Here is a 20,904-nt window from a genome sequence, read left to right as displayed (position 1 = left end):
ACTGTCATACTGAATTACAGATGAGTATCTCGTGTTGTTTCAGCAGGAGATTATCAATCTACTGTCAGAATGACGGAGGTAAAGGAGGATTTATGGATAGCAAGTTAAACTTAAGCCCTGAGCTCATTGACAGCGCGCGTTCAGCTGCCGCAAGCATAGCAGAAGAGACGCAGCAGTTTATAGACAAAAACACTACTGTTACTGTTGAAAGAACTGTGGCAAGGCTAATGGGCGTTGACGGAGTGGACGAAATTGACAAACCGCTTCCCAACGTGCTGATTGACAGCATTAAAGAGGGTGGTGGATTATCCAGAGGAGCAGCATTTTGGATAGGTAATGCAATGGTGCATACCGGCAAGACTCCTCAGGAGATAGCTGAAGCGGTAAGTGCGGGAGAAATAGAAATTACAAAGCTTCCCATTGCCGATGAAAATAAAATTATGGATGCAGTCTATGAAACCGCAAAGAAAATGGTTGAAAGAGTGAGACTCACCAGAGCAAAAAGAGAAGAATATTTAAATACAATCGGCGAAGGTAAAAAGCCATATTTATATGTAATTGTTGCTACGGGAAATATTTATGAAGATGTTATCCAGGCACAGGCTGCTGCCAGACAAGGCGCTGACGTTATAGCTGTTATAAGAACCACGGCACAAAGTCTTTTGGACTATGTTCCATACGGACCAACAACAGAAGGATTCGGAGGAACTTTTGCAACTCAGGAAAACTTCAGATTAATGAGAAAAGCTCTGGATGAGGTGGGCGAAGAGGTAGGAAGATACATACGTGTCTGCAACTACTGTTCGGGACTATGCATGCCTGAGATAGCCGCAATGGGTGCAATGGAACGGCTTGACGTAATGCTTAATGATGCTCTTTACGGCATACTGTTCAGAGATATAAACATGCAGAGAACATTGGTGGATCAGTATTTTTCAAGAATAATAAATGGTTTTGCAGGAATAATTATCAACACTGGAGAGGACAATTACCTGACTACGTCAGATGCTGTAGAAGAGGCTCATACGGTGCTGGCATCTCAGTTTATAAATGAGCAATTTGCTCTTAAAGCAGGGCTGCCTGAGGAACAAATGGGACTTGGCCATGCATTTGAAATGAATCCTGCTTTAGAAAATGGATTTTTGTTTGAACTTGCTCAGGCACAGATGGCTAGAGAAATATTCCCTGATGCCCCTCTTAAATACATGCCTCCTACAAAGTTCATGACAGGTAACATATTCCGCGGACATTTGCAGGATGCTTTATTCAACCTGATATCCATATGGACCCATCAGGGAATTCAGCTTTTGGGTATGCCTACGGAAGCAATTCATACACCGCATCTTCAGGATAGAATGCTGTCCATTGAAAATGCGCAATATATATTCAACAATGCCAGGAGTATAGGTGATGAAATAGAATATAAAAAAGACGGTATAATTCAGAAAAGAGCACAGGAAGTTCTTGAAAAAGCTGAAAGCCTTCTGAAGGATATTGAAAAAGAGGGAATATTCAGCACTATTGAACAGGGAAAATTTGGAGGAGTTAAAAGAGCATTTACAGGCGGAAAAGGTCTGGAAGGTGTTATTGAAAAACATGAAAAATACTTTAACCCGTTCATAGATTTGATGTTAGGGGGTGCAAAGTAATGGAAGGTATTCAGAAGGTTGATCTTACAAAGGTTAAGCCATATGGAGATACTTTAAACGACGGAATGGTACAGATGAGTTTTACACTGCCGATACCTTACGGAGATGAAGCAAGTGAGGCTGCAAGGCAGCTGGTTTCAAAAATGGGCTTTGATGAGCCTGCAGTTGTTTATTCAAAGGATCTTGGCATAGGCTATACTTACTTCATAATGTACGGAAAGTGCACACATACTGTTGATTATACATCCATTGAGGTTCCAAAAGTTGATATGGAATTTATGGACAGATATGAGATTCAGGACTACATCAAAGAAAACATAAAGAGAGATGTGGTCATTGTAGGCGCCTGCACAGGAACAGATGCCCATACCGTTGGTATAGATGCGATTATGAACATGAAGGGCTTTGACGGAAACTACGGTCTAGAAAGATATAAGGGAATAGAAGCAATAAACATGGGAAGCCAGGTTCCAAACGAGGAACTTATAGCTAAGGCTATTGAAGTTAACGCGGATGCAATTCTTGTATCACAGGTTGTTACCCAGAAAGACGTTCACATAGCAAATCTTACTCAGCTTGTTGAAATGCTGGAAGCAGAAGGGCTGAGAGATAAAATTGTATTAGTGTGCGGAGGCCCTCGTATTTTTCATGATCTGGCACAAGAGCTGGGGTATGATGCGGGCTTTGGCTCTGGAAGTTTTGCAAACCACGTTGCTACATTCATAGTAAAGCAGATTGTGGAAAGAAATCTTGTATAAAAGTACACATAGGAGGACGAGAGTCCTTCTTTTTTTTGTGCGATAAAATATTCGGTTGCAAAGTTTCATATATATGGTGAAATTGTGTTCAGGTAATAAAAACGCCAACAGACCCAGCCGAAGAAAAATCGGGACGATTGGGAGCGATAACAAGACAAAATAGTGTGAACACAGGTAAGCTGTGTTCACACTATTTTTTGGGTAAACGACTAATTGAAATAAATATAACCAAACACTATACAAAATATTCTTCTCCACGCAATAAAGTGACCTCCAAAGGTTCCCCCGGGTGTTTAGTTTCCACGCCCAATTCGGTTATGTAGAAAGCTCCAGCGGCCAGACTGTTTGCCATACTTCCTCCCTTCCATGGCTTTTGCTTGACCAAATAGCCATCGGGCCCATTTTCCACATCCATTAAACACAGAATTTCCATGGAGGGAGGTGCCTTAATTTCTTCAGTCAGTACACCAGTAATCGTTTGACGTTTAGGCATAGGGATGTGCAACATACGATGAACAATTGCACGGATACACCAATCCATCCCATACAACATCGCAACTGGGGGCCCCGGAATATTGATTACTGGTTTATTATCAATAACAGCAACACACATTGGCTTTCCGGGTGCTGCCGCTACCCAATGGAACAGTGCAACACCTCGATCTTCCAAAATACGTGCGTTGAAATCTTCTTCTCCTTTAGAAGAACCACCGCTGAGAATAACTACATCTGCCTCAGAGAGAGCTTGATTCAACGTGACTTCAAGTTTTTCCCGAATATCTTTTACAATAGGGTAGACTACAGGTTCAGCACCCATCTCCAAAAGAATGTTTTTCGCAAAAACACTATTGCTATCTATGTTTTTTCCTCTTAGGACTTCTGCCCCTAATGGAACCAATTCGCTCCCTGTAGGCAAGAATGCAATTCGAGGCTTTTTGTGAACCTCCACATCTGTTACACCGCCCATTGCAAGACAAGCCAAATCAAAAGAACATAGTTTCTGCCCGGCTTTACCAACGAGCGTCCCCTTCGAGATTGTACTTCCATGGGGCCGAATATTCATATTCTTTTGAACCGTTATGTCAGGATTAATCCATAAACCCGATTCTGTAATGGATACCCGCTCGATGGGGATCACAGCGTCAAATCGGTCATCGAAATCATCTCCTGTATCTGCTCGACAGTAATCAACTCCGTTAACCCACAGCTTGGTATCGGGTATTCCACTCGCAAATCGGGAACTAATTACAGCAACGCCATCCATAGCCGAAGCCCGCACAACAGGAATGGAGTAGAGCGCATGATAATCATGGGTCAGAACACGTCCCAGTGCTTCATCAGTAGGGATAACCTCGGCCGAAACTGTAGGTGTCCATTTTTCAAATAATGTTTTGAGAACTTGACTTCTCGTAGGTAACTGCATATTATACCCCCTGCTCCAATATTCGATAGTCCGGACGTTCGGTTTTATTCCTAATATTCCACAGAATAGTACCATAACTCGAATCGGTAATTTCCAGAAGATGTCCGTCCTCGTCCGCATGTGATTTTAGCCAAGATAAAATTTTGGCAGCGTTTCTATCGGTTTGTTCGTATTCCGGCAACATGTGCTCCATAATGAACGCTACATATTCTTCACCTGGCGTTATAATGATTTCCTGATGCCGGTTTTCATAGCTTGTTTCAGGATTATATCCCATAAGGAAAAGGACATTAAAAAGGGAATAAAACCATCTGCCGCTCCATTGTTTCGGTAATTCTTGTCCAAAAACTTCTCGCATGATTTGGGCTCTCAACCGATTATGTCCACTCAAATGAGTAATGTTGCAACACCATGCACGACTCATTTCCATAGACTTGATTAGACCATCCATGCCATGAATAGCCGGAGTCATGGAGCAGAATACTAAATCAAAAGCTCTTTTGTAGCCCTCTCTTTCAATATCAATGGTCTGAAAATCGCAGACACGAAGAACAGCATTAGTAAGTCCCTGCTGCACAATATGCTCCGTTCCATGTTCAATCATTTTACTTGAGATGTCCAAACCCAGAACACTATTTGCCTTTCGAGCAAATTCAGCAACAAATCGCCCGGGGCCACAACCGATATCCACAACATCACAACTTTTGTTCAAAACACCACGCTGTTCTAAAAGTTTGACCGCACTATAAACACGCTCATCCCCTTTGCGTTGATTGATACGCTCTTTTTTCCAGGACTCAGCCCGTTTGTCCCATTTTTTCGCAGAATGATCCGGTGTATCCGGAAGGCGAGACTCCTGCATTTGTACAAAGTACTCTAAATCGACAAGATTGTAATTTGGCTTATATTGTATATCCATTTTATCTATATACTTCATCATTTTTTCCTTTCTATGGATGCACACGCAGAAAATTTTAGTTGTTCTCGCATGAATTTCAGCACTTCAACTTTGAGGGCATCCCTATTTTCCTCCGTGATATAAAAACAATGGCATTTGGGGTGCGTCCGAACTTGTTCTAAAAATGCAAACCCTTTCTGATTTTTCACAGCAGCAATTACAGGAACTTCTCCATCTAACCTTGAAATAATAGCATCACAAAACTGCTTTTCGTTTGATTCCATAAATCCTATTTCATCAAACACTATTACGCTACTGTTCGGCACTGAAGCTAAAATTTTAGGTGCATAAGCATCAAATACACCCGCCATGGTTTTAAACCCTTCAGTAGGGCTGCAGTAGCCAAGAAGGTTTTTTGTTGATTGAACCCGTGGTTTTCCCGGTTCATAGATATAAACAGGTTCTCTCATTTGGGAATCCGAAAGAAGCGATTCTTTCTTTGTTTGATATCCGTATATTGGTCTCCCTAATTTCTGCAAAACACTATTGATCAAAGTGGTTTTACCGATATGGCGGGGACCAACAATTAATGCATGAATCATTATATTCCTCCTAATTTCTGTCATGCGTCATTCATTTTATATTGGCGCAAGAGATTTTCTGTGTTTTTTACAGGCAGGCAAATTGTCCTTTCCATACCATAGCGATCATGTATTGTAACAACATCCATTTCGATGTCGTAGACAGACTCTAAGTTTTTAGGTGTGATAATCTGCTTCGGAGGGCCAAGACCTTCAACCTTTCCCTCTTTCATCAATAGGACTTTACTTCCAATGGAGAATGGGTGCTCCGGACTATGGGTTGACATGACAATACAATATCCTCTTCTTGCAAGATCTGTAATTACTTCCATTAGTAGCTGGTGATTGGCATAGTCAAGATTTGCGGCCGGTTCATCCATGACAAACACCTTGGCGGATTGGCATATAGCACGGGCAATCAAAATCAACTGCCGCTGCCCACCGCTTAGAGCTGTATATTTTTTATTTGCGAGATGCAATGCGTTTACTTTTTCCAATGCAGCAAATGCAGACTCACGATCCGTTGCTTTAGGTGTTTCAAAAGATGAGAAATGAGAAGCTCGTCCCATAATTACAATATCCAAAACCGTATAGGCAAAAATAGGCGTATGGTATTGAGGAATATATGCAACCAGGTTTGCCAACTCCTTGGGAGAAAGAGCTTTGGTATTGTGCCCATCAATATGGATACTTCCGGACGAAATCGGAATTGAACCAAGCAACAGTCTAAATAAAGTGGTTTTTCCACAGCCGTTTGGACCAACAAGACACAGAACATCTCCAAAATCTGCATTGCAACTCACACCTTTTACGATATTACCGTTGCCATAACCGCCAAATACATCATTAATTTCCAACAACATATAATTTTTACCGCTCCTTTCTCTTGATAATGAGATAAATAAAGAACGGCGCTCCCATTATGCTGGTCACAACACCGAGAGGAAGCTCCATTGATAAAACAGAGCGGGCAATGTCATCCATCAGCACCAAATATCCGGCACCCAACATAGCGCTGGCGGGGATCAACCGGCCATAATCTACGCCTACAAGCGCTCTGGCTAAATGAGGGATCATTAAGCCGACCCAACCGATTAAGCCACCAAGGCAAACTGCCGCAGCGCTCAGTAAAGTAGATGCAATAATAAAAATCAGTCGATAATGACGGATATTGATACCCAAGCTCTTTGCTTCTTCTTCATCCAGCGTCATAAGATTGATTTGCCAACGAAAAACAAACACTAATATTAGTCCAATTAGCATGGGAATGGCACTCCGCTGAAAAGCATCCATATTCGTTTTTGTGAGACTTCCCATAAGCCAAAATGTAATCTGTTGCAAGACATCATTAGGATCTGCTACGTATTTTATCATTGTCACACCAGCGTTACAAAGTGACATGATCATTGATCCAGTAAGTACAAGACTAAGTGTGTGCGAATGAGCTGACTTCCTGCTGATCAAATAAGATGCTGCAACAGCGGCTATTCCACCAATAAAGGCGGCAATCTGAACCATCCAATTTGACGCACCATTCAAAATAGCAAAAGCCGCACCAAGGCTCGCACCGGATGAAACGCCTAAAATATCTGGAGATACCAAAGGATTTCGAAACATTCCCTGATAAGTTGAACCAGCAACAGACAGCGACGCACCAATAAAAACCGCGGATAAAATTCGTGGTAATCGAATACTCCAGAAAATCGTGACTGCTTGTGGCAAAATATCACCTTTATACCCGAACCTGGATAAAAAGGCTTGTATAACTTGAGAAGGTGATAACGGATAATAGCCCACCCAGAATGAAAATAGTGTAATCAAAAGCAGAAGAATCAGCATGCCCAGCATTAAACACCGGTAACGGTGTCGCTGAGCCGCTTCATTTTGAACCTCAACATGAGATATGCGCATAGTCGGCGTCCCCTTTAATTAGTACTTGACAAATAAAAATCGTAATGTTATGCTGTGTGTTGCGTTATACTTTTAAAAGCAATTCGCATTTAAAAGTATAACGCTACAGCTCCAAAATGTCAAGACCAATGAAATACATACTATGGAATACTATGGAGCAAAATGTTAAATTATATTAAAGGAGACTGCTTTATGAAGAAACCAAAACGCTTGCTTGCCATGCTTTTGACTGTTCTAATGATGGTAAGCCTGTTTGCTGGTTGTGCGCAGACGGAAAATCCCTCAGACGCATCTCAACAGACAGAAACTCAAAATCAAATCTCGGATGAAAGCAATGTGACCGAAGAACCAACTACCCGTGAAATCACAGATATGGCAGGCCGTATCGTGACTGTACCTACCGAAATTGACTCTGCTTTTTCTACCGGTCCTGTTTCGGCGATTTTTCTGTATATGGTTGCACCGGACAAACTGTTAGGATGGAATTATGAACTGAATGATATCGAAAAATCTATCATTCTTGAGGAGTATCATGATCTTCCAAACTTCGGTATGGGTGATGCCGTTAACTATGAAGCAGTTATTGCTGCGAATCCCACTATTGCTGTCAACTGCGGCACAATAAATGATGCGATGATTTCCGATTGTGATGCCCTGTCTGAAAGTCTTGGTATTCCTGTCATTGCCGTGGACAGTGATCTTAATAATTCTGTGGCAGCATTCAGATTTATGGGGGAACTCTTAGGAGTGGAAGAGCATGGCGAAGCGCTTGCCGCTTACGCTGAGCAAACCTTCAGTGATATTGAAACTCTTGCGAACATACCTGAAGAAGAGAGAGTTCGTGTTTACTATGGCAATGGCGAAGATTCTCTCGAAACTGCACCCAACAGCTCGTCTCACGCACAGATTCTCGATACAATCAATGCCATTAACGTAGCAGATCTCGAGCTCGGTGATGGTTCTCGTGTACAAATTTCCGCGGAACAGCTACTTGCCTGGGATCCTGATGTAATTGTTGTGAATGGAGAGCCTAAGGCGAACATGAGTGGTGGTTCTGCTGCGGATGCTATCCTGAACAATCCTGACTACGCTTCTTTGAAAGCTGTTCAGGAACTGAAGGTATACGGTACTCCCAACGCACCGTTTAGCTGGGTTGACCGTCCGCCCGGACCGAACCGTCTCATTGGTATGCGTTGGTTCTCCGCATTGATATATTCGGATTATATTGAATGCAACGTTGAGGAAGAGGTTCACGAATTTTTTGAACTGTTCTACCATGTTGATTTGACTGATGAACAGATGAACAACCTTCTCAAGGGTACCCTGTGATTGCAAAAACCGCCCGGAGAGCTTCGGGCGGTTTTTTTCTCCGTTCCATTTGAAGTTATGGTATTAATTTGATATAATTATACCATACGAAAAATCATGGAAAGGGGTATTGTTATGACTGCTGCTCTAATCATTGCCGCAGGAAAGACAGAGCGTAGAGATAAATTTTCGCCGGAAAAACAAGTTGGTAGAATTACGGCTATTGAAAGAATTGTGTTGCTTTTTAAATTAGCAGGCATTCAACGCATTGTTGTTGTTGGGGATGAAGATGAATTGCCTCAAAAATTAGTTTCCTCCATGAATCTTGTTTTTTTGACAGTGTCGGCAAACGGAGAGATGTTGGATAGCATAAAACAGGGTCTTCTTTATTTACGGGACAAGTGCACAAAGGCGCTAATTACCCATGCTGATGTTCCGGTATTTTCTAAAAATACAGTCCAACTTTTATTGGATGCGGATGGAGATGTGTGTATCCCGTCTCATGGCGGACGTTGTGGACATCCCATCTTGCTTCGGTCAACTTGTTTCGCAGAAATTATTTCTTATCGGGGGAATGACGGATTAAAAGGCGCAATTGAAGCCTCTGGCATTAAAAAAGAAATTGTCGAAACTGACGATGAAGGAATTCTGATAGATGTCCAATCACCAACACTGCATGGAAATCTTTTGGACAATCATGACATCATGAATATGAGAGCTTCTTTCCAAATCAAAATCAGTAAGGAAAAGAGGTTTTATGGTCCGGGCGTTCATCATCTGCTACAGTTGATTGAGGAATTCGGCTCCCTATCCAGTGCATGCCAGCACATGGGAATGTCATATACCAAGGGGCGAAAAATCATTTCCACAATGGAAGAACAGCTTGGAGTACCTGTACTTGATACAAAACAAGGAGGCAAAACCGGAGGCTATTCTCGCTTAACTGAAGAAGCGAAAAAAATGATGGATAGCTATTTTGCGTTTCAGGAAGAAGCTGAAGCGGTACTCCAAAAAATATTTAAAAAACATTTTACTTAGGATGATAAGAATACTCCTATATATCTCATTGAAAGGTAATTACTATGAATGCTATATTTGCAAAAATATTGTACGAGTTGGAAAAGTCCCATAATCTTGTTCTGGTAAGCATTGTTTCGCAAGAAGGTTCCTCTCCCCGTGGTGTCGGTGCACAAATGCTAGTGGGTGAGCATGGCCGCATTCTTGGCACTGTCGGTGGTGGATCAGTAGAAATGCATTGCGAACAGAACGCTTTTGACTATCTCAAAGGAAAGCAATCGGGCAAAAAGGTGTTTTTTTTGAAAACAGGCGATAAAGATGATATTGGTATGGTCTGTGGAGGCGATATAGAAGTTTGGTTTCAGTATGTTGATTCTTCGCTTTCGTTTTGGAGACAGCTTGCTGGAACGCTTTTAAACTTATTAGCTAATCATCAGGGTGGTTGGTTGGCGTTAAATACCGACGGATCGCTTCCAGCTATATTAGATTCAGAAGGAATTGTTGTTTTGGGAGCATTGCCTACAGGCGCAAGCGTACCATCACTTTTACACAACAAATATTTGAAGACGAAAAATAGTTTTTTTATGCCATTGCCAGTCCGAGAAAGAGCTGTTATTTTTGGCGGAGGCCATTGTACACAGGCATTGGTGCCGATGCTAAACAAGGTTGGCTTTAGGGTTGCGGTTATGGATAATCGTCGAGAGTTTGCCAGGCCAGAATTGTTTCCGGATGCAGAATCTGTTGTCTGTGGTGATTTTAAGAGAATTGCGGATTACATACAATTGTCTATTTCTGATTACATTGTAATTATGACCAGCGGCCATAGCTACGATTTGGATGTGCAACAACAAGTGTTAAAGAATCCTCCGGTTTATGTAGGCGTAATTGGGTCAAAAAGCAAGAAAGCTTTTGTAAACCAACGGTTAAAAGAAGCAGGATTTTTAGATGAAGTAATACAGAACGTCCACTCTCCCATTGGCACAGAGATTAAAGCTGTTACTCCAGAAGAAATAGCAATTAGTATAACGGGAGAAATGATTTATGAACGGGCGCTTCTTCGAGAAGCCTGTGGAATTATAACACACGGTTGTCCCATGCATTGATATACGTCAAAATGGCTAACAGTACTAGGGAAGAAGCGTAATTACGGGCGTCTGAAGTTCAAGTAACTGATAGGCGCTTTTTATTATTCAATTATTTTACAGTTTAATTAACAATCCTAGGGGTATATCTATCTTATAAATTATTTAAGGAGGACGTTAATGGACAGACCTAGTAATGCTATGAGAAACAGGCTGCCGGCGGAAAGGCTGAAAAAAACCTGCAATATAGAGAGCGAGTTGAATTATTGTAAGACTTCGAAGAACGTTGATATACTTGATGGAGTTATTGGTCAGGGAAGGGCGGTAAGTTCCATGGGTTTTGGGCTTTCAATGAATGCTCCCGGCTACAATATATTCGTACTGGGGCCTCAAGGAACAGGCAAAAGCACTTATGCTCAGTCGGCAGTCAAGAAACTGGCGGCAAAAGGTTCGGTGCCCAACGACTGGTGCTATATAAATAACTTCAGTGAGTGGGATAAACCACTGGCGATTTCTCTGCCTCCGGGAAAAGGCAAGGAATTTCAAAAGGATATGGATAAACTCATAGTCAATATGACTGTATATATTCCAAAAGCCTTCGAAGGAAGCAACTTTCAGCAGCAAAAGGATTCTCTTATACAAAGTGTCAATGAAAAAATGACCTCGATACTCAGGGATATGGAGAAAATTGCAGCAGAATCAGGCTTCGGGATACAGCAGGCAGGACAAAAAATTCTTCTCGTACCCATCAAGGACAATAAAATGATGACGCCGGAAGAATACAATGAGCTTTCATTGGACATACGCGAAGAAATTGAATCAAAAAGAACAAAAATAGCGTCTGAAATAGATGATATGATAAGAGACGGACAGATCGCACAGCGAAAAGCGGAAGAGCAGGCTGGTGAATTGGAAAAGCAGACGGCATACAAAGCAGCGGAGCCTCTTGTTATTCAGCTTAAGGAAAAATATAAACAAATACCTGAAATTGTTAATTATTTGGAAAAGGTTTTGAAGGATGCGGCTGAAAATCACACAATCTTCAGAAGCGCAGGTTCGATTTCAAACGAAGAGTATGCTGCGGAAATGCAGGATGCGGATTCCGGTGAAGAAGAGGAAGATAATATATTTGATACTAAAATATTGGAGACGAAAGACAGCAAGAATCCGTTTACAAGGTACAAGGTAAATTTATTTATAAACAACGAGAATACCATAGGTGTTCCGGTAGTAACAGAAAGCAATCCGTACTACTACAACCTTTTCGGTAAAATAGAGTATAAAAATCACATGATGTCAACAATGACAGACTTTACAATGATTAAACCGGGAGCAGTGCAAAGAGCAAACGGTGGATACTTGATTCTTCAGGCAAAGGATCTGGTAATGGATTCATATGCATGGGATGCTCTGAAGAAGGCTCTTAAGTACAAAAAGGCCGTTGTTGAAAATATAGGGGAACAGAGCAGGTACGTGCCAACGGTAACACTTAAGCCTCAGCCCATTCCGCTGAATCTCAAGGTTATACTCATAGGCAGCCATGTATACTACAATATACTTTCGGCAGATGAGGATTTTAAAAAGCTGTTCAAGGTAAATGTGGATTTTGATGTTGAAATGGACAGGACACAGGATAATATTAAGCAATATATGTCATTTATAGGTTCAATGTGCAAGAAAGAAAACTTAAAGCATTTGAACTGCGACGCAATGTCAAAGGTAGTGGAGTTCGGATCAAGGATGGCGGATAATCAAAACAAGCTTTCAACACGGTTCAACGTTGTCAGCGAAATAATATACGAAGCAGCAGCCCTTGCGGAATCAGAGGAATATAAATCGGATTTTGTTGATGCAAAGCATGTGGAGATGGCAATTAAAAACAGAAAGTATCGTTCAAATATGATTGAAGAGAAAATGCAGCAGCAGATACTTCAGAAAAAAGTGCTTATTGATACAAAAGGTTCTGTGGTAGGTCAGGTTAACGGGCTTTCCGTAATGAGCACTTCAGGATATTCCTTCGGGTTGCCGTCAAGAATAACTGCCAGAACATATTCGGGCAGAGAAGGAATTATCAATATTGAAAGAGAAACCGAAATGAGCGGCAACATTCATTCAAAGGGAGTTCTCACGCTGAACGGATATCTGGGAGGAAAATTCGCACAGGAAAAACAACTGGGTTTGACGGCGCAGGTAACCTTTGAGCAGCTTTACGGAGGAGTTGAAGGGGACAGTGCCTCAAGCACAGAGCTTTATGCAATTTTGTCCAGCCTGTCCGGAGCCCCTATTAAGCAGAGCATAGCCGTAACAGGTTCTGTAAATCAGATGGGAGAGATTCAGCCCATAGGAGGAGTCAACGAAAAAATCGAAGGCTTCTTTGACATATGCTCTTTAACAGGTCTAACAGGAGATCAGGGAGTTATGATTCCGGAGAGCAATGTGGATAATCTGATGCTGAAAGATGAAGTTATTGAAGCAGTTAAAAATAATATGTTCCACATTTATTCTGTTAAAAAAATCGAAGAAGGTATAGAGATCCTGACAGGAATTCCTGCGGGAGAACATGACAAATTCGGAGAATATCCGGAGGGCAGCATATTCTATATGGCAGACAGAAAACTCAGGGAATTCAATAAAGTGCTGGAAGCGGCAGAAGAATAACCAAATCCGGTGCAGGGCAATAATTAAAAATAAAGTATTACAAATAGTGAAATATAAAATAAAATTAAGCAGATTCGTGAATCTGCTTAATTTTATAATTGTGAAATAAAGTATATTGTGCTACTCTATAGATAAAGCTAATTTTATGCTTTGCCTAAAGCTGCAATGGCAAAAGATATTATTTTATTCTCAAGGAAAACGTGACCCTGAGATTTAGGGACAGGCTTGCTCTGCAAGGAAGATTGGGGTAAAAACTATAAAGGTATTAGGTATGGGAGAATAACTTTACTCATATCAAATAAGGAGTTTATAATGAATTACGAAGAAGAAAAAAAATTAGTTAAAAATGCTCTGCCCAAAGTCATACATACAGAAAAAACAGGATCTCAAATAATTGAATATATTCTTGACAAGTACCTTGAGATTCCGTACATAAACTTTGCGCAATTTATGAAGGATCAAAATTTAAGTGAGGATGACGCAAACAAATTTTTAACATCAAATGGTTATAAAGACTTTTCGCAATTTCAGCACAAGTTTTCAGAATTAATTATCAGTTTGATACCTAGAATCGAATCTGTTTCCTGCCTTTCAAGCACCCTGACAAAATCAGATATCAAAAATATATTTACTTCAGTGGCAGATGCAGAGGCATATAACATGAGAAATTTACTTGATTCAATTGAAATAGATAAGTTTTCATCTTTGATTCATGATATTTTAAATTCTCCCGAAGTGATTATAATAGGGACAAGGTCATCAATTACATTAGCCCAGTATGCCTCATATATGCTGAATAAAATAGGAGTTAATGTCAAAAAAATCACTTCAGCAGATACAAGTTCATTCGACAATATACAAAATTTTGATAGATCTTCACTGGTAATTGCTTTCGGATTTAAAAGATATCCCAAAGAGACAATTAAACTTTTGAACTATTTTAGCAGAAAAAATTTCAAAATAATATCTATTACGGATAATTCAAGCTCTCCATTGTGCAATTTTTCGAGTTATTCAATTTATATACAGGCTTATTCATTGGCATATACAGATTCCTTTGTCAATGGAATGGTTCTCATAAATGCTTTGGCATTAGCTATAGGCAAAATGGATAACAAAAAAGTCGTAAAAAGGCTTAACGATTTCGAAGAGACGGCAAGAAGTTTAGAATATTATTTTTAACGGAGAAATCAAATGAATCTTATCAAGGAAATGTGTTCAATTGAAAATTCTTTTGTCACATTGAAAGTACCTATAGAAGAATATAATTTTGACGGAATAGTTACGTGTAACAAATCTATGATGGAACAAATTGCTCTATTAGAGAGAATTGCTAACAAGGATGTCAATATTTTGATAAACGGCGAGACGGGTACCGGTAAGGAAGTGTATGCCGAATATATTCATAAAATCAGCAGCAGAAGATGCAAAAGGTTTGTCAAGCTGAACTGTTCAACAATTCCCGATACCTTGTTCGAGTCTGAAATGTTCGGTTATACAAACGGAGCCTTTACAGGCGCTTCCAAGTTCGGAAAAAAGGGTTTATTTGAACTTGCAGATGAGGGGACAATTTTTCTTGATGAAATCGGAGAAATGCCATTAGAAACACAGTCAAAACTTTTACGAGTTATACAGGAAAAATGTTTCATTAAAATAGGAAGTGAACATGAGATAAATGTAGACGTTAAAATAGTATCTGCAACAAATAAAAACCTGAAAAATTTAGTAAAGGAAAATAAATTCAGAGAAGATTTGTTTTATCGCCTTAATGTTTTTCCTATCAATCTTATACCACTGCGTAACAGAAAAGAAGATATAGTGCTGCTTTCGTTTTTCTTCTTGAATTTGTACAATGCAAAGTACGGATATAGCAAAAAGTTTGACTGCAGGTCTTTATGCAACTTCATTGAATATGACTGGCCGGGAAATGTAAGAGAACTGAAAAATACAATTGAAAGAGCAATGCTGTTATCTACCGATGATATTATAGTTAATGCTAATCCCGAACAAAGCAAAAATGAATTTAATGATGACGAGTACAAAAAAATTGATGTTTCTCTTTCAAACATTAAGCGAATTACAAATGATACACTGCTGTTAGATAAATCATTAAAGGATTTGGTGGATGACTATGAAATAGGCTTGATAAACTATTATATAGAAAAAAAAGGTTCTCTCAGAAATGCTGCAAAAGCATTGAGAACATCTCCTGCGACTTTGTCTCGAAAGCTGTCTTTGTATAAACAAAAGTCAAAATAATTTTGATATTGTTTTATTTATGGAACAGAACGCTGTTTTAATTTTAAAACAGTGTTTTATTTTTATATAAATTTTATATAAATTTTTGCCAAGCAATATATCAATCCTTCAAAATTCAACAAAATATCGATCTCTAAAATTTTAGAAAAATGGCATGGGTTTTGCTTTGATGTAATTGAAGTTACATACATGAAGAGGTGATAGAGATGATATTGACAGTAGGATTTCCTAAAATCAAAAATTTTGGAGGTGATGTAAGGGATTTTCTTCCTTCCCTATTTAGTTATTTAAAGAAATTCAATAACATTGAAGTGTTTTTAGAAAAAGGTTATGGGTCTGGATTTGGATTAAATGAAATCGATTACATTGAGGCAAATCCAAAGATAAAATTTGTTGCGGAAGAAGAAGTTTACAACAAGGATTTGATAGTAATTATTAAAATGCCCGAACTAAAGAATCTTGAAAAACTTAAGGACGGATGCAGTATCTTTACAATGTGCCATTATCACACAAGGGTATCATATGTTGAGCTATTCAAAAGAAAAGGAGTAAAATCTTTTTCTATGGATGCAATTGTTGATGATTATGGAAAAAGAATCTTTGTTGACTATTTCAGAACAGCTTACAACGGTTCAGCTATTGCTTTTAAAGAGTTGAAAAAGTCAATGCCCGGTTTTTACAGCCCGCACAGGAGGCCTATTAACGTGACGGTGCTGGGGGTTGGATTTGTTGCTCAGCATTGTGCTAGATCCTTTGAGATTCTTGGCGATGAAGAATTCCTGGGTAAAAATATTCCCGGAATCATTATCAAATTGCTCCCAAGAACTGTTACATACAGCCACAATTTAATGAAGACTATACTGGAAACTACAGATATTTTAGTAGATGCTACAAGTCGCAGGGATCTCAGTGAAGTGATAATTGAAAACAAATCTTTAGGTTACTTGCCTGATCATGCAATAATTCTTGATTTGGCAGCAGACAGATATGATGAAGGTCAGTTTAAACCAATTGAAGGAACAATTCTGGGAAATTTGTCCAAAATGATAATCTATAATAATGATGAGCTGTACAATAATCTTCCTCAAAATGTAGAACACAGCAATAGAAGAACGACCGTAAGCTGCAATGCGTGGCCTGGAGTAACGCCAAAAGAATCAATTCAATTTTATGAGGTGATCATAAAGGATTATTTAAACATCTTGCTGACCAAGGATATTGAAGAAATAGACAAAGAAAGTGATAATTTTTTCGAAAGGGCACTTTTCAGAAGCTCTTTGTCAAACTATTTGAACAATTTAAAAATATAATTTAAAAACGGGAGGTTTTATGGAACACTATGGTTTTATATCAATTTTACCGCCAATAATAGCAATCATTCTGGCTATAAAGACTAAAAACGTTTTATTTTCACTTTTTGTTGGTTTGTATTTTGGAGCGACTGCTTTGGCCGGTTGGAATCCTATCCTGGGATTTTCAAATTTAATCCCAAATTACATATATGCTCAAATTGCATCTGATTCAAATGTGCAGTCACTAACAAACTTACTGATAATTGGAGCGTTTGTAGCCCTAATTGGTGCAACAGGCGGAGCAGCGGCATTTGCAAAGTTTGCAGGTAAGATGATAAACACCAAAAGAAAAGCTGAATTGTCAATGTGGTTTGGAGGAATTTTCGTATGGTTTTCCGACTCGGCAAATTCTCTTTTAGTAGGACCTATCTTCCAACCCATAGGAGATAAGTATAAAGTGTCAAGAGAGAAATTTGCATATGTTCTGGATGCTACTTCATCACCTATATGTTCATTGGTTCCTATAATAAGCTGGGGAGTATATATTATGGGTTTGATTCAAGTGGAACTTGACGCGTTGCCAGCTTACAGTATGACAAGCTGGGATATATTTGTTGGTGCGGTACCGTTTCAGTTCTACAGCATACTTACACTATTAATGGTAGGATATGTCGCATATACCCAATTTGATTACGGTCCAATGCTTGCGGCTCAAAAACGTGCAGAGGGAGGATTGGTACTCAGAGAAGGGGCGGTTCCATTAAGAAATACAAAAGAAGCAAAACTTCCTGAAGGGGTTGTACCTCAAGCCAAAGCTGTACTTTTACCTTTAGCGGCGCTTCTTATTGTAATGTTTACAGTGTTTTTTATGAATGGTTTCCCTGCAGCCAGCTTAAAAGGTTCTGTAATCAGACAGGGAATATCCTTGGGATTTATAACCGGGGGCATACTGGCTGCGGTAATATCCATAAGAAGTAAAATATTTACTGTAAAAGAGGCTGAAACAACTGTATTTGACGGAATGAAAGACATGGTATACCTGATGGTACTGATGGTTTTTGCCTGGTCATTGGGAAGTGTTACAAAAGATCTTGGAACTGCTTATTATATAATGGACGTTACAAAAGACTTTTTGAATCCTGCTTTCCTTCCGGCCATTATGTTTATAGTCGGATGTTTAATGTCACTGCCTACAGGTTCATCCTGGGGACCTTATGCAATTTTAATGCCTATTGGCATTCCTATAGCTATTCAGATGGGTGCACCTGTCTTGGTAACAGTAGCAGCCATCATAAACGGAGGACTATTTGGCGACCATTGTTCTCCTTTGTCCGATACGACATTATTAGCTTCAATGGGGGCAGCATGCGATCATATTGACCATTTTAAAACACAATTTCCATATGCGCTTACTGTTGCTGCAGTTGCATGTGTTATGTATATATTTGCGGGATTATATCAAAGCTCGGCAATACTAATTCCCGGCATAGCGGTTTTGTTTGCGCTAATCTACCTTTTGCACAAAATTAGCCTGAAGAAATACACTACCAAGAAAGTTACGGTAGAATAATATAATTACACTCAAATTTTACAGGGCACGGTGTCTGTATATGGCGTCACTTCTTTTCTGATAACAGGGAATTGTTGGCGTCATACACCTACAGGAGGATTCTACATGGGAGATGCTGTTACAGATGACAGCGGAAATTTCAGAAATATAAAATAGCAAATGAAATATAAGCCAACATAATAGCAAAAGGAAACTCATCGAGTAGTTATCCCCGATGAGTTTCCTTTATATAAATATTTGGAGGAAATTAATATGATTTGCTTAATTCATCATTGTCATTGTCTGACACATCATCATTCAGCTGAAACTTAGTTACAAGCCCATTCAGCAGTACTGCCTGGCTTGAAAGCTCCTCGCTTGCCGCGGCGCTTTCCTCCGATGTTGCGGAGTTTGTCTGAACAACCGCAGAAATTTGTTCTATGCCTGTCGCAATCTGGCTGGAACCTTCTGCCTGATGAATGCTGGCTTGGGCGATGCTTTCAATAAGTGTCTTCAATCCGTCTGTTTTTTCTACAACAGCGTTCAATGATGAGGCTGTTTTTTCAGCTATTTGTGTTCCCTTAGTTACAGCCTGAACCGTATCACTTATTAGCGTTGTTGTATCCTTGGCGGCTTCAGCCGATTTTTGAGCAAGATTTCTAACCTCATCAGCTACAACCGCAAAGCCCTTTCCTGCACTTCCCGCCCTTGCAGCTTCAACGGCTGCGTTAAGAGCCAGAATATTTGTCTGGAATGCAATATTATCTATTGTTTTTATGATATTGCTGATTTCATTTGACTTATCATTTATCTCCTTCATTGCCGTCATAAGCTTCTGCATGTCCAAGTTGGCTTCCGATATGTCTGTCTCGGTTTGGTTGGAGAGAGTGTTTGCATTTTGTGCCGCCTTTGCATTATCATCAATCTGTGATGAAATATCCTGTATTGTTGCCGACAGCTCCTGGATAGAGGAAGCCTGCTCCGTTGCTCCCTGGCTGAGAGCCTGAGCACCTGCTGCAACCTGGTCAGAACCGTTTGCAATCTGGTCTGAAGCTATTTTTATTTCACTTAATGTGTAGGTAAGTGTATTTGAAATATTTAACAAAGCATCTTTTATTTTTTTAAATTCGCCTATGTAATCAGACTTAAGCTTGAAATTCATATTGCCGTCAGCTATTTGATTTAGTATGACGGATATTTCATCAATGTATAATTTATATGTTTGAAGTGTTTTTCCAATCGATTTAAATGAGTCAACCAAAAGTCCCACTTCACCGTCAGCCTTCACATCTATTTTCACGTCAAAGTCACCGCCGGCAACCTCATTTGCCGATTTTACAACTGCCTTGATCGGTTTTGAAATGCTGTTGCTTACAATCAGTGCAAATGCAACTGCAGCTGCAAATATCAATATAACTGCTATGTAAATCAATTTTTCTAAAGTGGTTACAGCACTGAGCATTGCTTTCTCGTCTACAACTGAGACATAGTTCCAATCTGTGCTGTCAGAATGAATGCTTTTTATCAAATAATTATTTCCTTTGATTTCAAAAGGCTTAAAATCAGCATTGGCGGAAACCGCATCGGCTAACTGTGAATCATATGCCTCAGAAATATTTTTGAAATTATTTTCTGTGTTGCTGGGATCTGATATTATTGTGCCGTCTGAGTCTACAAGCATGTAGTAGCCGTAAAAATCCTTGCTGGCTTCTTCAAACATGGTTGTAAGTACATCAAGGCTCATATCCACTGCCATAACACCTATAAATTTGCCTCTGTCATCCTTAATTGCCTGAGAGGCTCCGATGATTACAATGTCATCTGTGGCAAAATAGTACGGCGAACCAAGTATAACCTCATCCGGGTTTGCGGCGGCGCTGGGATACCATGGCCTTTTGCGAGGGTCAAAAGCACCGTCCATATTTCCATCGGGATACTGTACGTACCCGCCTTTTTCCGTTCCCATAAACACATACTGATAACTGGGGTGTGTTTCTCCGAATTCCTTAAAATTCTGAAAAATCTGCTGTTCAATACCGCCGTTGCTGCCGGGCGTCATCTTAATTTTTGTTTTGTTGTTTACATATGAGGTAAGAGTGTCATCTGCAAGCTTTATAGTGCTGTTATGGGCAAAATAGCTTACATTGTTTTGCATGTCGCTGAAAACAACGTCTATGTTGTCACTGACAAGTGACAGCTGTTTTTCAACAGCGGTTTTCTGCTCTGATATAACGCTTGCTTTCATTCTATTAATAAAAACCGTACTGAGAACAAGTACCGGAACTAAAGCAAATAAAATTATGACCAGGCTTAATTTAAAGCGCAATGTTTGAAATCTATTAATTTTCATTTTTGTAACCTCCATTCATATGGAATTTTTGAAAAGTATTCTACAAAATTCGCCAAAGACAGACAGCGTGTTACAAATATATCGTATGAAAAATAATAATAATTAGCCTAAAATGGAAAAAATTTATATTTTTAAGCAAAAAATGGCTGCAGCAAAAAAGCTGCAGCCA

The 20,904-nt window shown here is 39.6% G+C and carries 16 protein-coding genes; 10 read left to right on the top strand and 6 right to left on the bottom strand.

Features of this window, described 5'->3' with window-relative positions; all coding sequences use genetic code 11:
- Positions 1–92 precede the first annotated feature (92 nt).
- The gene (locus ACS3UD_RS13130) at positions 93–1,649 is read left to right on the top strand and encodes a lysine 5,6-aminomutase subunit alpha (protein WP_308139181.1); all 1,557 of its coding nucleotides are present in this window, start codon (positions 93–95) and stop codon (positions 1,647–1,649) included.
- Positions 1,649–2,407, top strand: coding sequence for an OAM dimerization domain-containing protein (locus ACS3UD_RS13125; RefSeq protein WP_308139182.1), 759 nt, complete (start codon positions 1,649–1,651; stop codon positions 2,405–2,407). Before ACS3UD_RS13130 ends, ACS3UD_RS13125 begins: the two co-directional genes overlap by 1 nt.
- Positions 2,408–2,642: 235 nt before the next feature.
- Here the strand turns inward: ACS3UD_RS13125 and ACS3UD_RS13120 are convergent, their stop codons facing one another.
- The 5 genes from ACS3UD_RS13120 to ACS3UD_RS13100 are packed head-to-tail and all read right to left on the bottom strand — an operon-like array spanning position 2,643 to position 7,220.
- Positions 2,643–3,830 carry a molybdopterin molybdotransferase MoeA gene (locus tag ACS3UD_RS13120; RefSeq protein ID WP_308139183.1) on the bottom strand — a complete coding sequence of 396 codons (1,188 nt, stop codon included), beginning with the start codon at positions 3,828–3,830 and terminating at the stop codon, positions 2,643–2,645.
- A 1-nt stretch (position 3,831) separates the two neighbouring features.
- Positions 3,832–4,770: a class I SAM-dependent methyltransferase gene (locus ACS3UD_RS13115; protein ID WP_308139184.1), complete on the bottom strand. Its 939-nt coding sequence runs from the start codon at positions 4,768–4,770 to the stop codon at positions 3,832–3,834.
- Positions 4,767–5,330, bottom strand: a complete 564-nt coding sequence (locus tag ACS3UD_RS13110) for a nucleoside-triphosphatase (RefSeq protein ID WP_308139185.1) — start codon at positions 5,328–5,330, stop codon at positions 4,767–4,769. Before ACS3UD_RS13110 ends, ACS3UD_RS13115 begins: the two co-directional genes overlap by 4 nt.
- Positions 5,331–5,350: 20 nt before the next feature.
- Positions 5,351–6,172: an ABC transporter ATP-binding protein gene (locus tag ACS3UD_RS13105; RefSeq protein WP_308139186.1), complete on the bottom strand. Its 822-nt coding sequence runs from the start codon at positions 6,170–6,172 to the stop codon at positions 5,351–5,353.
- A gap of 7 nt (positions 6,173–6,179) precedes the next feature.
- Entirely contained in the window at positions 6,180–7,220 is a 1,041-nt protein-coding gene (locus tag ACS3UD_RS13100; protein WP_308139187.1) for a FecCD family ABC transporter permease, read from the bottom strand.
- A 192-nt stretch (positions 7,221–7,412) separates the two neighbouring features.
- Here ACS3UD_RS13100 and ACS3UD_RS13095 point away from each other — a divergent pair, with 192 nt between their 5' ends.
- The 8 genes from ACS3UD_RS13095 to ACS3UD_RS13060 all read left to right on the top strand — a co-directional run bounded on the left by ACS3UD_RS13095 (position 7,413) and on the right by ACS3UD_RS13060 (position 18,406).
- Positions 7,413–8,549 carry an ABC transporter substrate-binding protein gene (locus tag ACS3UD_RS13095; RefSeq protein WP_308139188.1) on the top strand — a complete coding sequence of 379 codons (1,137 nt, stop codon included), beginning with the start codon at positions 7,413–7,415 and terminating at the stop codon, positions 8,547–8,549.
- Positions 8,550–8,663: 114 nt separating this feature from the next.
- The gene (locus ACS3UD_RS13090) at positions 8,664–9,566 is read left to right on the top strand and encodes an NTP transferase domain-containing protein (RefSeq protein ID WP_308139189.1); all 903 of its coding nucleotides are present in this window, start codon (positions 8,664–8,666) and stop codon (positions 9,564–9,566) included.
- Positions 9,567–9,610: 44 nt separating this feature from the next.
- Positions 9,611–10,648 (top strand): XdhC family protein, encoded by a 1,038-nt coding sequence (locus ACS3UD_RS13085; RefSeq protein WP_308139190.1) that lies wholly within the window; start codon positions 9,611–9,613, stop codon positions 10,646–10,648.
- A gap of 159 nt (positions 10,649–10,807) precedes the next feature.
- The gene (locus tag ACS3UD_RS13080) at positions 10,808–13,285 is read left to right on the top strand and encodes a Lon protease family protein (RefSeq protein WP_308139191.1); all 2,478 of its coding nucleotides are present in this window, start codon (positions 10,808–10,810) and stop codon (positions 13,283–13,285) included.
- Positions 13,286–13,597: 312 nt separating this feature from the next.
- Positions 13,598–14,467: a MurR/RpiR family transcriptional regulator gene (locus tag ACS3UD_RS13075; protein ID WP_308139192.1), complete on the top strand. Its 870-nt coding sequence runs from the start codon at positions 13,598–13,600 to the stop codon at positions 14,465–14,467.
- A gap of 12 nt (positions 14,468–14,479) precedes the next feature.
- The gene (locus tag ACS3UD_RS13070; RefSeq protein ID WP_308139193.1) at positions 14,480–15,544 is read left to right on the top strand and encodes a sigma-54 interaction domain-containing protein; all 1,065 of its coding nucleotides are present in this window, start codon (positions 14,480–14,482) and stop codon (positions 15,542–15,544) included.
- A gap of 206 nt (positions 15,545–15,750) precedes the next feature.
- Complete coding sequence (locus ACS3UD_RS13065; RefSeq protein WP_308139194.1) at positions 15,751–16,854, top strand: alanine dehydrogenase; 1,104 nt, start codon at positions 15,751–15,753, stop codon at positions 16,852–16,854.
- A 19-nt stretch (positions 16,855–16,873) separates the two neighbouring features.
- Positions 16,874–18,406, top strand: coding sequence for a Na+/H+ antiporter NhaC family protein (locus ACS3UD_RS13060; protein ID WP_308139195.1), 1,533 nt, complete (start codon positions 16,874–16,876; stop codon positions 18,404–18,406).
- Positions 18,407–18,653: 247 nt separating this feature from the next.
- On the opposite strand, the gene ACS3UD_RS13055 is transcribed toward ACS3UD_RS13060, so the two are convergent.
- Positions 18,654–20,735 carry a methyl-accepting chemotaxis protein gene (locus ACS3UD_RS13055; RefSeq protein WP_308139196.1) on the bottom strand — a complete coding sequence of 694 codons (2,082 nt, stop codon included), beginning with the start codon at positions 20,733–20,735 and terminating at the stop codon, positions 18,654–18,656.
- Positions 20,736–20,904 lie beyond the last annotated feature (169 nt).

It is taken from the genome of Sedimentibacter sp. LTW-03 (genome assembly GCF_052059825.1).
Classification (GTDB): domain Bacteria; phylum Bacillota; class Clostridia; order Tissierellales; family Sedimentibacteraceae; genus Sedimentibacter.
Note: the sequence above shows the minus strand (reverse complement) of the source record. Positions and strands in the feature narration are given on the sequence as shown.

Bases quoted from the DNA above. Each gene is read 5' to 3' on its own strand.
- ACS3UD_RS13130 (WP_308139181.1), top strand. From the start codon at position 93: ATGGATAGCAAGTTAAACTTAAGCCCTGAGCTCATTGACAGCGCGCGT.
- ACS3UD_RS13125 (WP_308139182.1), top strand. From the start codon at position 1,649: ATGGAAGGTATTCAGAAGGTTGATCTTACAAAGGTTAAGCCATATGGA.
- ACS3UD_RS13120 (WP_308139183.1), bottom strand. From the start codon at position 3,830: ATGCAGTTACCTACGAGAAGTCAAGTTCTCAAAACATTATTTGAAAAA.
- ACS3UD_RS13115 (WP_308139184.1), bottom strand. From the start codon at position 4,770: ATGATGAAGTATATAGATAAAATGGATATACAATATAAGCCAAATTAC.
- ACS3UD_RS13110 (WP_308139185.1), bottom strand. From the start codon at position 5,330: ATGATTCATGCATTAATTGTTGGTCCCCGCCATATCGGTAAAACCACT.
- ACS3UD_RS13105 (WP_308139186.1), bottom strand. From the start codon at position 6,172: ATGTTGTTGGAAATTAATGATGTATTTGGCGGTTATGGCAACGGTAAT.
- ACS3UD_RS13100 (WP_308139187.1), bottom strand. From the start codon at position 7,220: ATGCGCATATCTCATGTTGAGGTTCAAAATGAAGCGGCTCAGCGACAC.
- ACS3UD_RS13095 (WP_308139188.1), top strand. From the start codon at position 7,413: ATGAAGAAACCAAAACGCTTGCTTGCCATGCTTTTGACTGTTCTAATG.
- ACS3UD_RS13090 (WP_308139189.1), top strand. From the start codon at position 8,664: ATGACTGCTGCTCTAATCATTGCCGCAGGAAAGACAGAGCGTAGAGAT.
- ACS3UD_RS13085 (WP_308139190.1), top strand. From the start codon at position 9,611: ATGAATGCTATATTTGCAAAAATATTGTACGAGTTGGAAAAGTCCCAT.
- ACS3UD_RS13080 (WP_308139191.1), top strand. From the start codon at position 10,808: ATGGACAGACCTAGTAATGCTATGAGAAACAGGCTGCCGGCGGAAAGG.
- ACS3UD_RS13075 (WP_308139192.1), top strand. From the start codon at position 13,598: ATGAATTACGAAGAAGAAAAAAAATTAGTTAAAAATGCTCTGCCCAAA.
- ACS3UD_RS13070 (WP_308139193.1), top strand. From the start codon at position 14,480: ATGAATCTTATCAAGGAAATGTGTTCAATTGAAAATTCTTTTGTCACA.
- ACS3UD_RS13065 (WP_308139194.1), top strand. From the start codon at position 15,751: ATGATATTGACAGTAGGATTTCCTAAAATCAAAAATTTTGGAGGTGAT.
- ACS3UD_RS13060 (WP_308139195.1), top strand. From the start codon at position 16,874: ATGGAACACTATGGTTTTATATCAATTTTACCGCCAATAATAGCAATC.
- ACS3UD_RS13055 (WP_308139196.1), bottom strand. From the start codon at position 20,735: ATGAAAATTAATAGATTTCAAACATTGCGCTTTAAATTAAGCCTGGTC.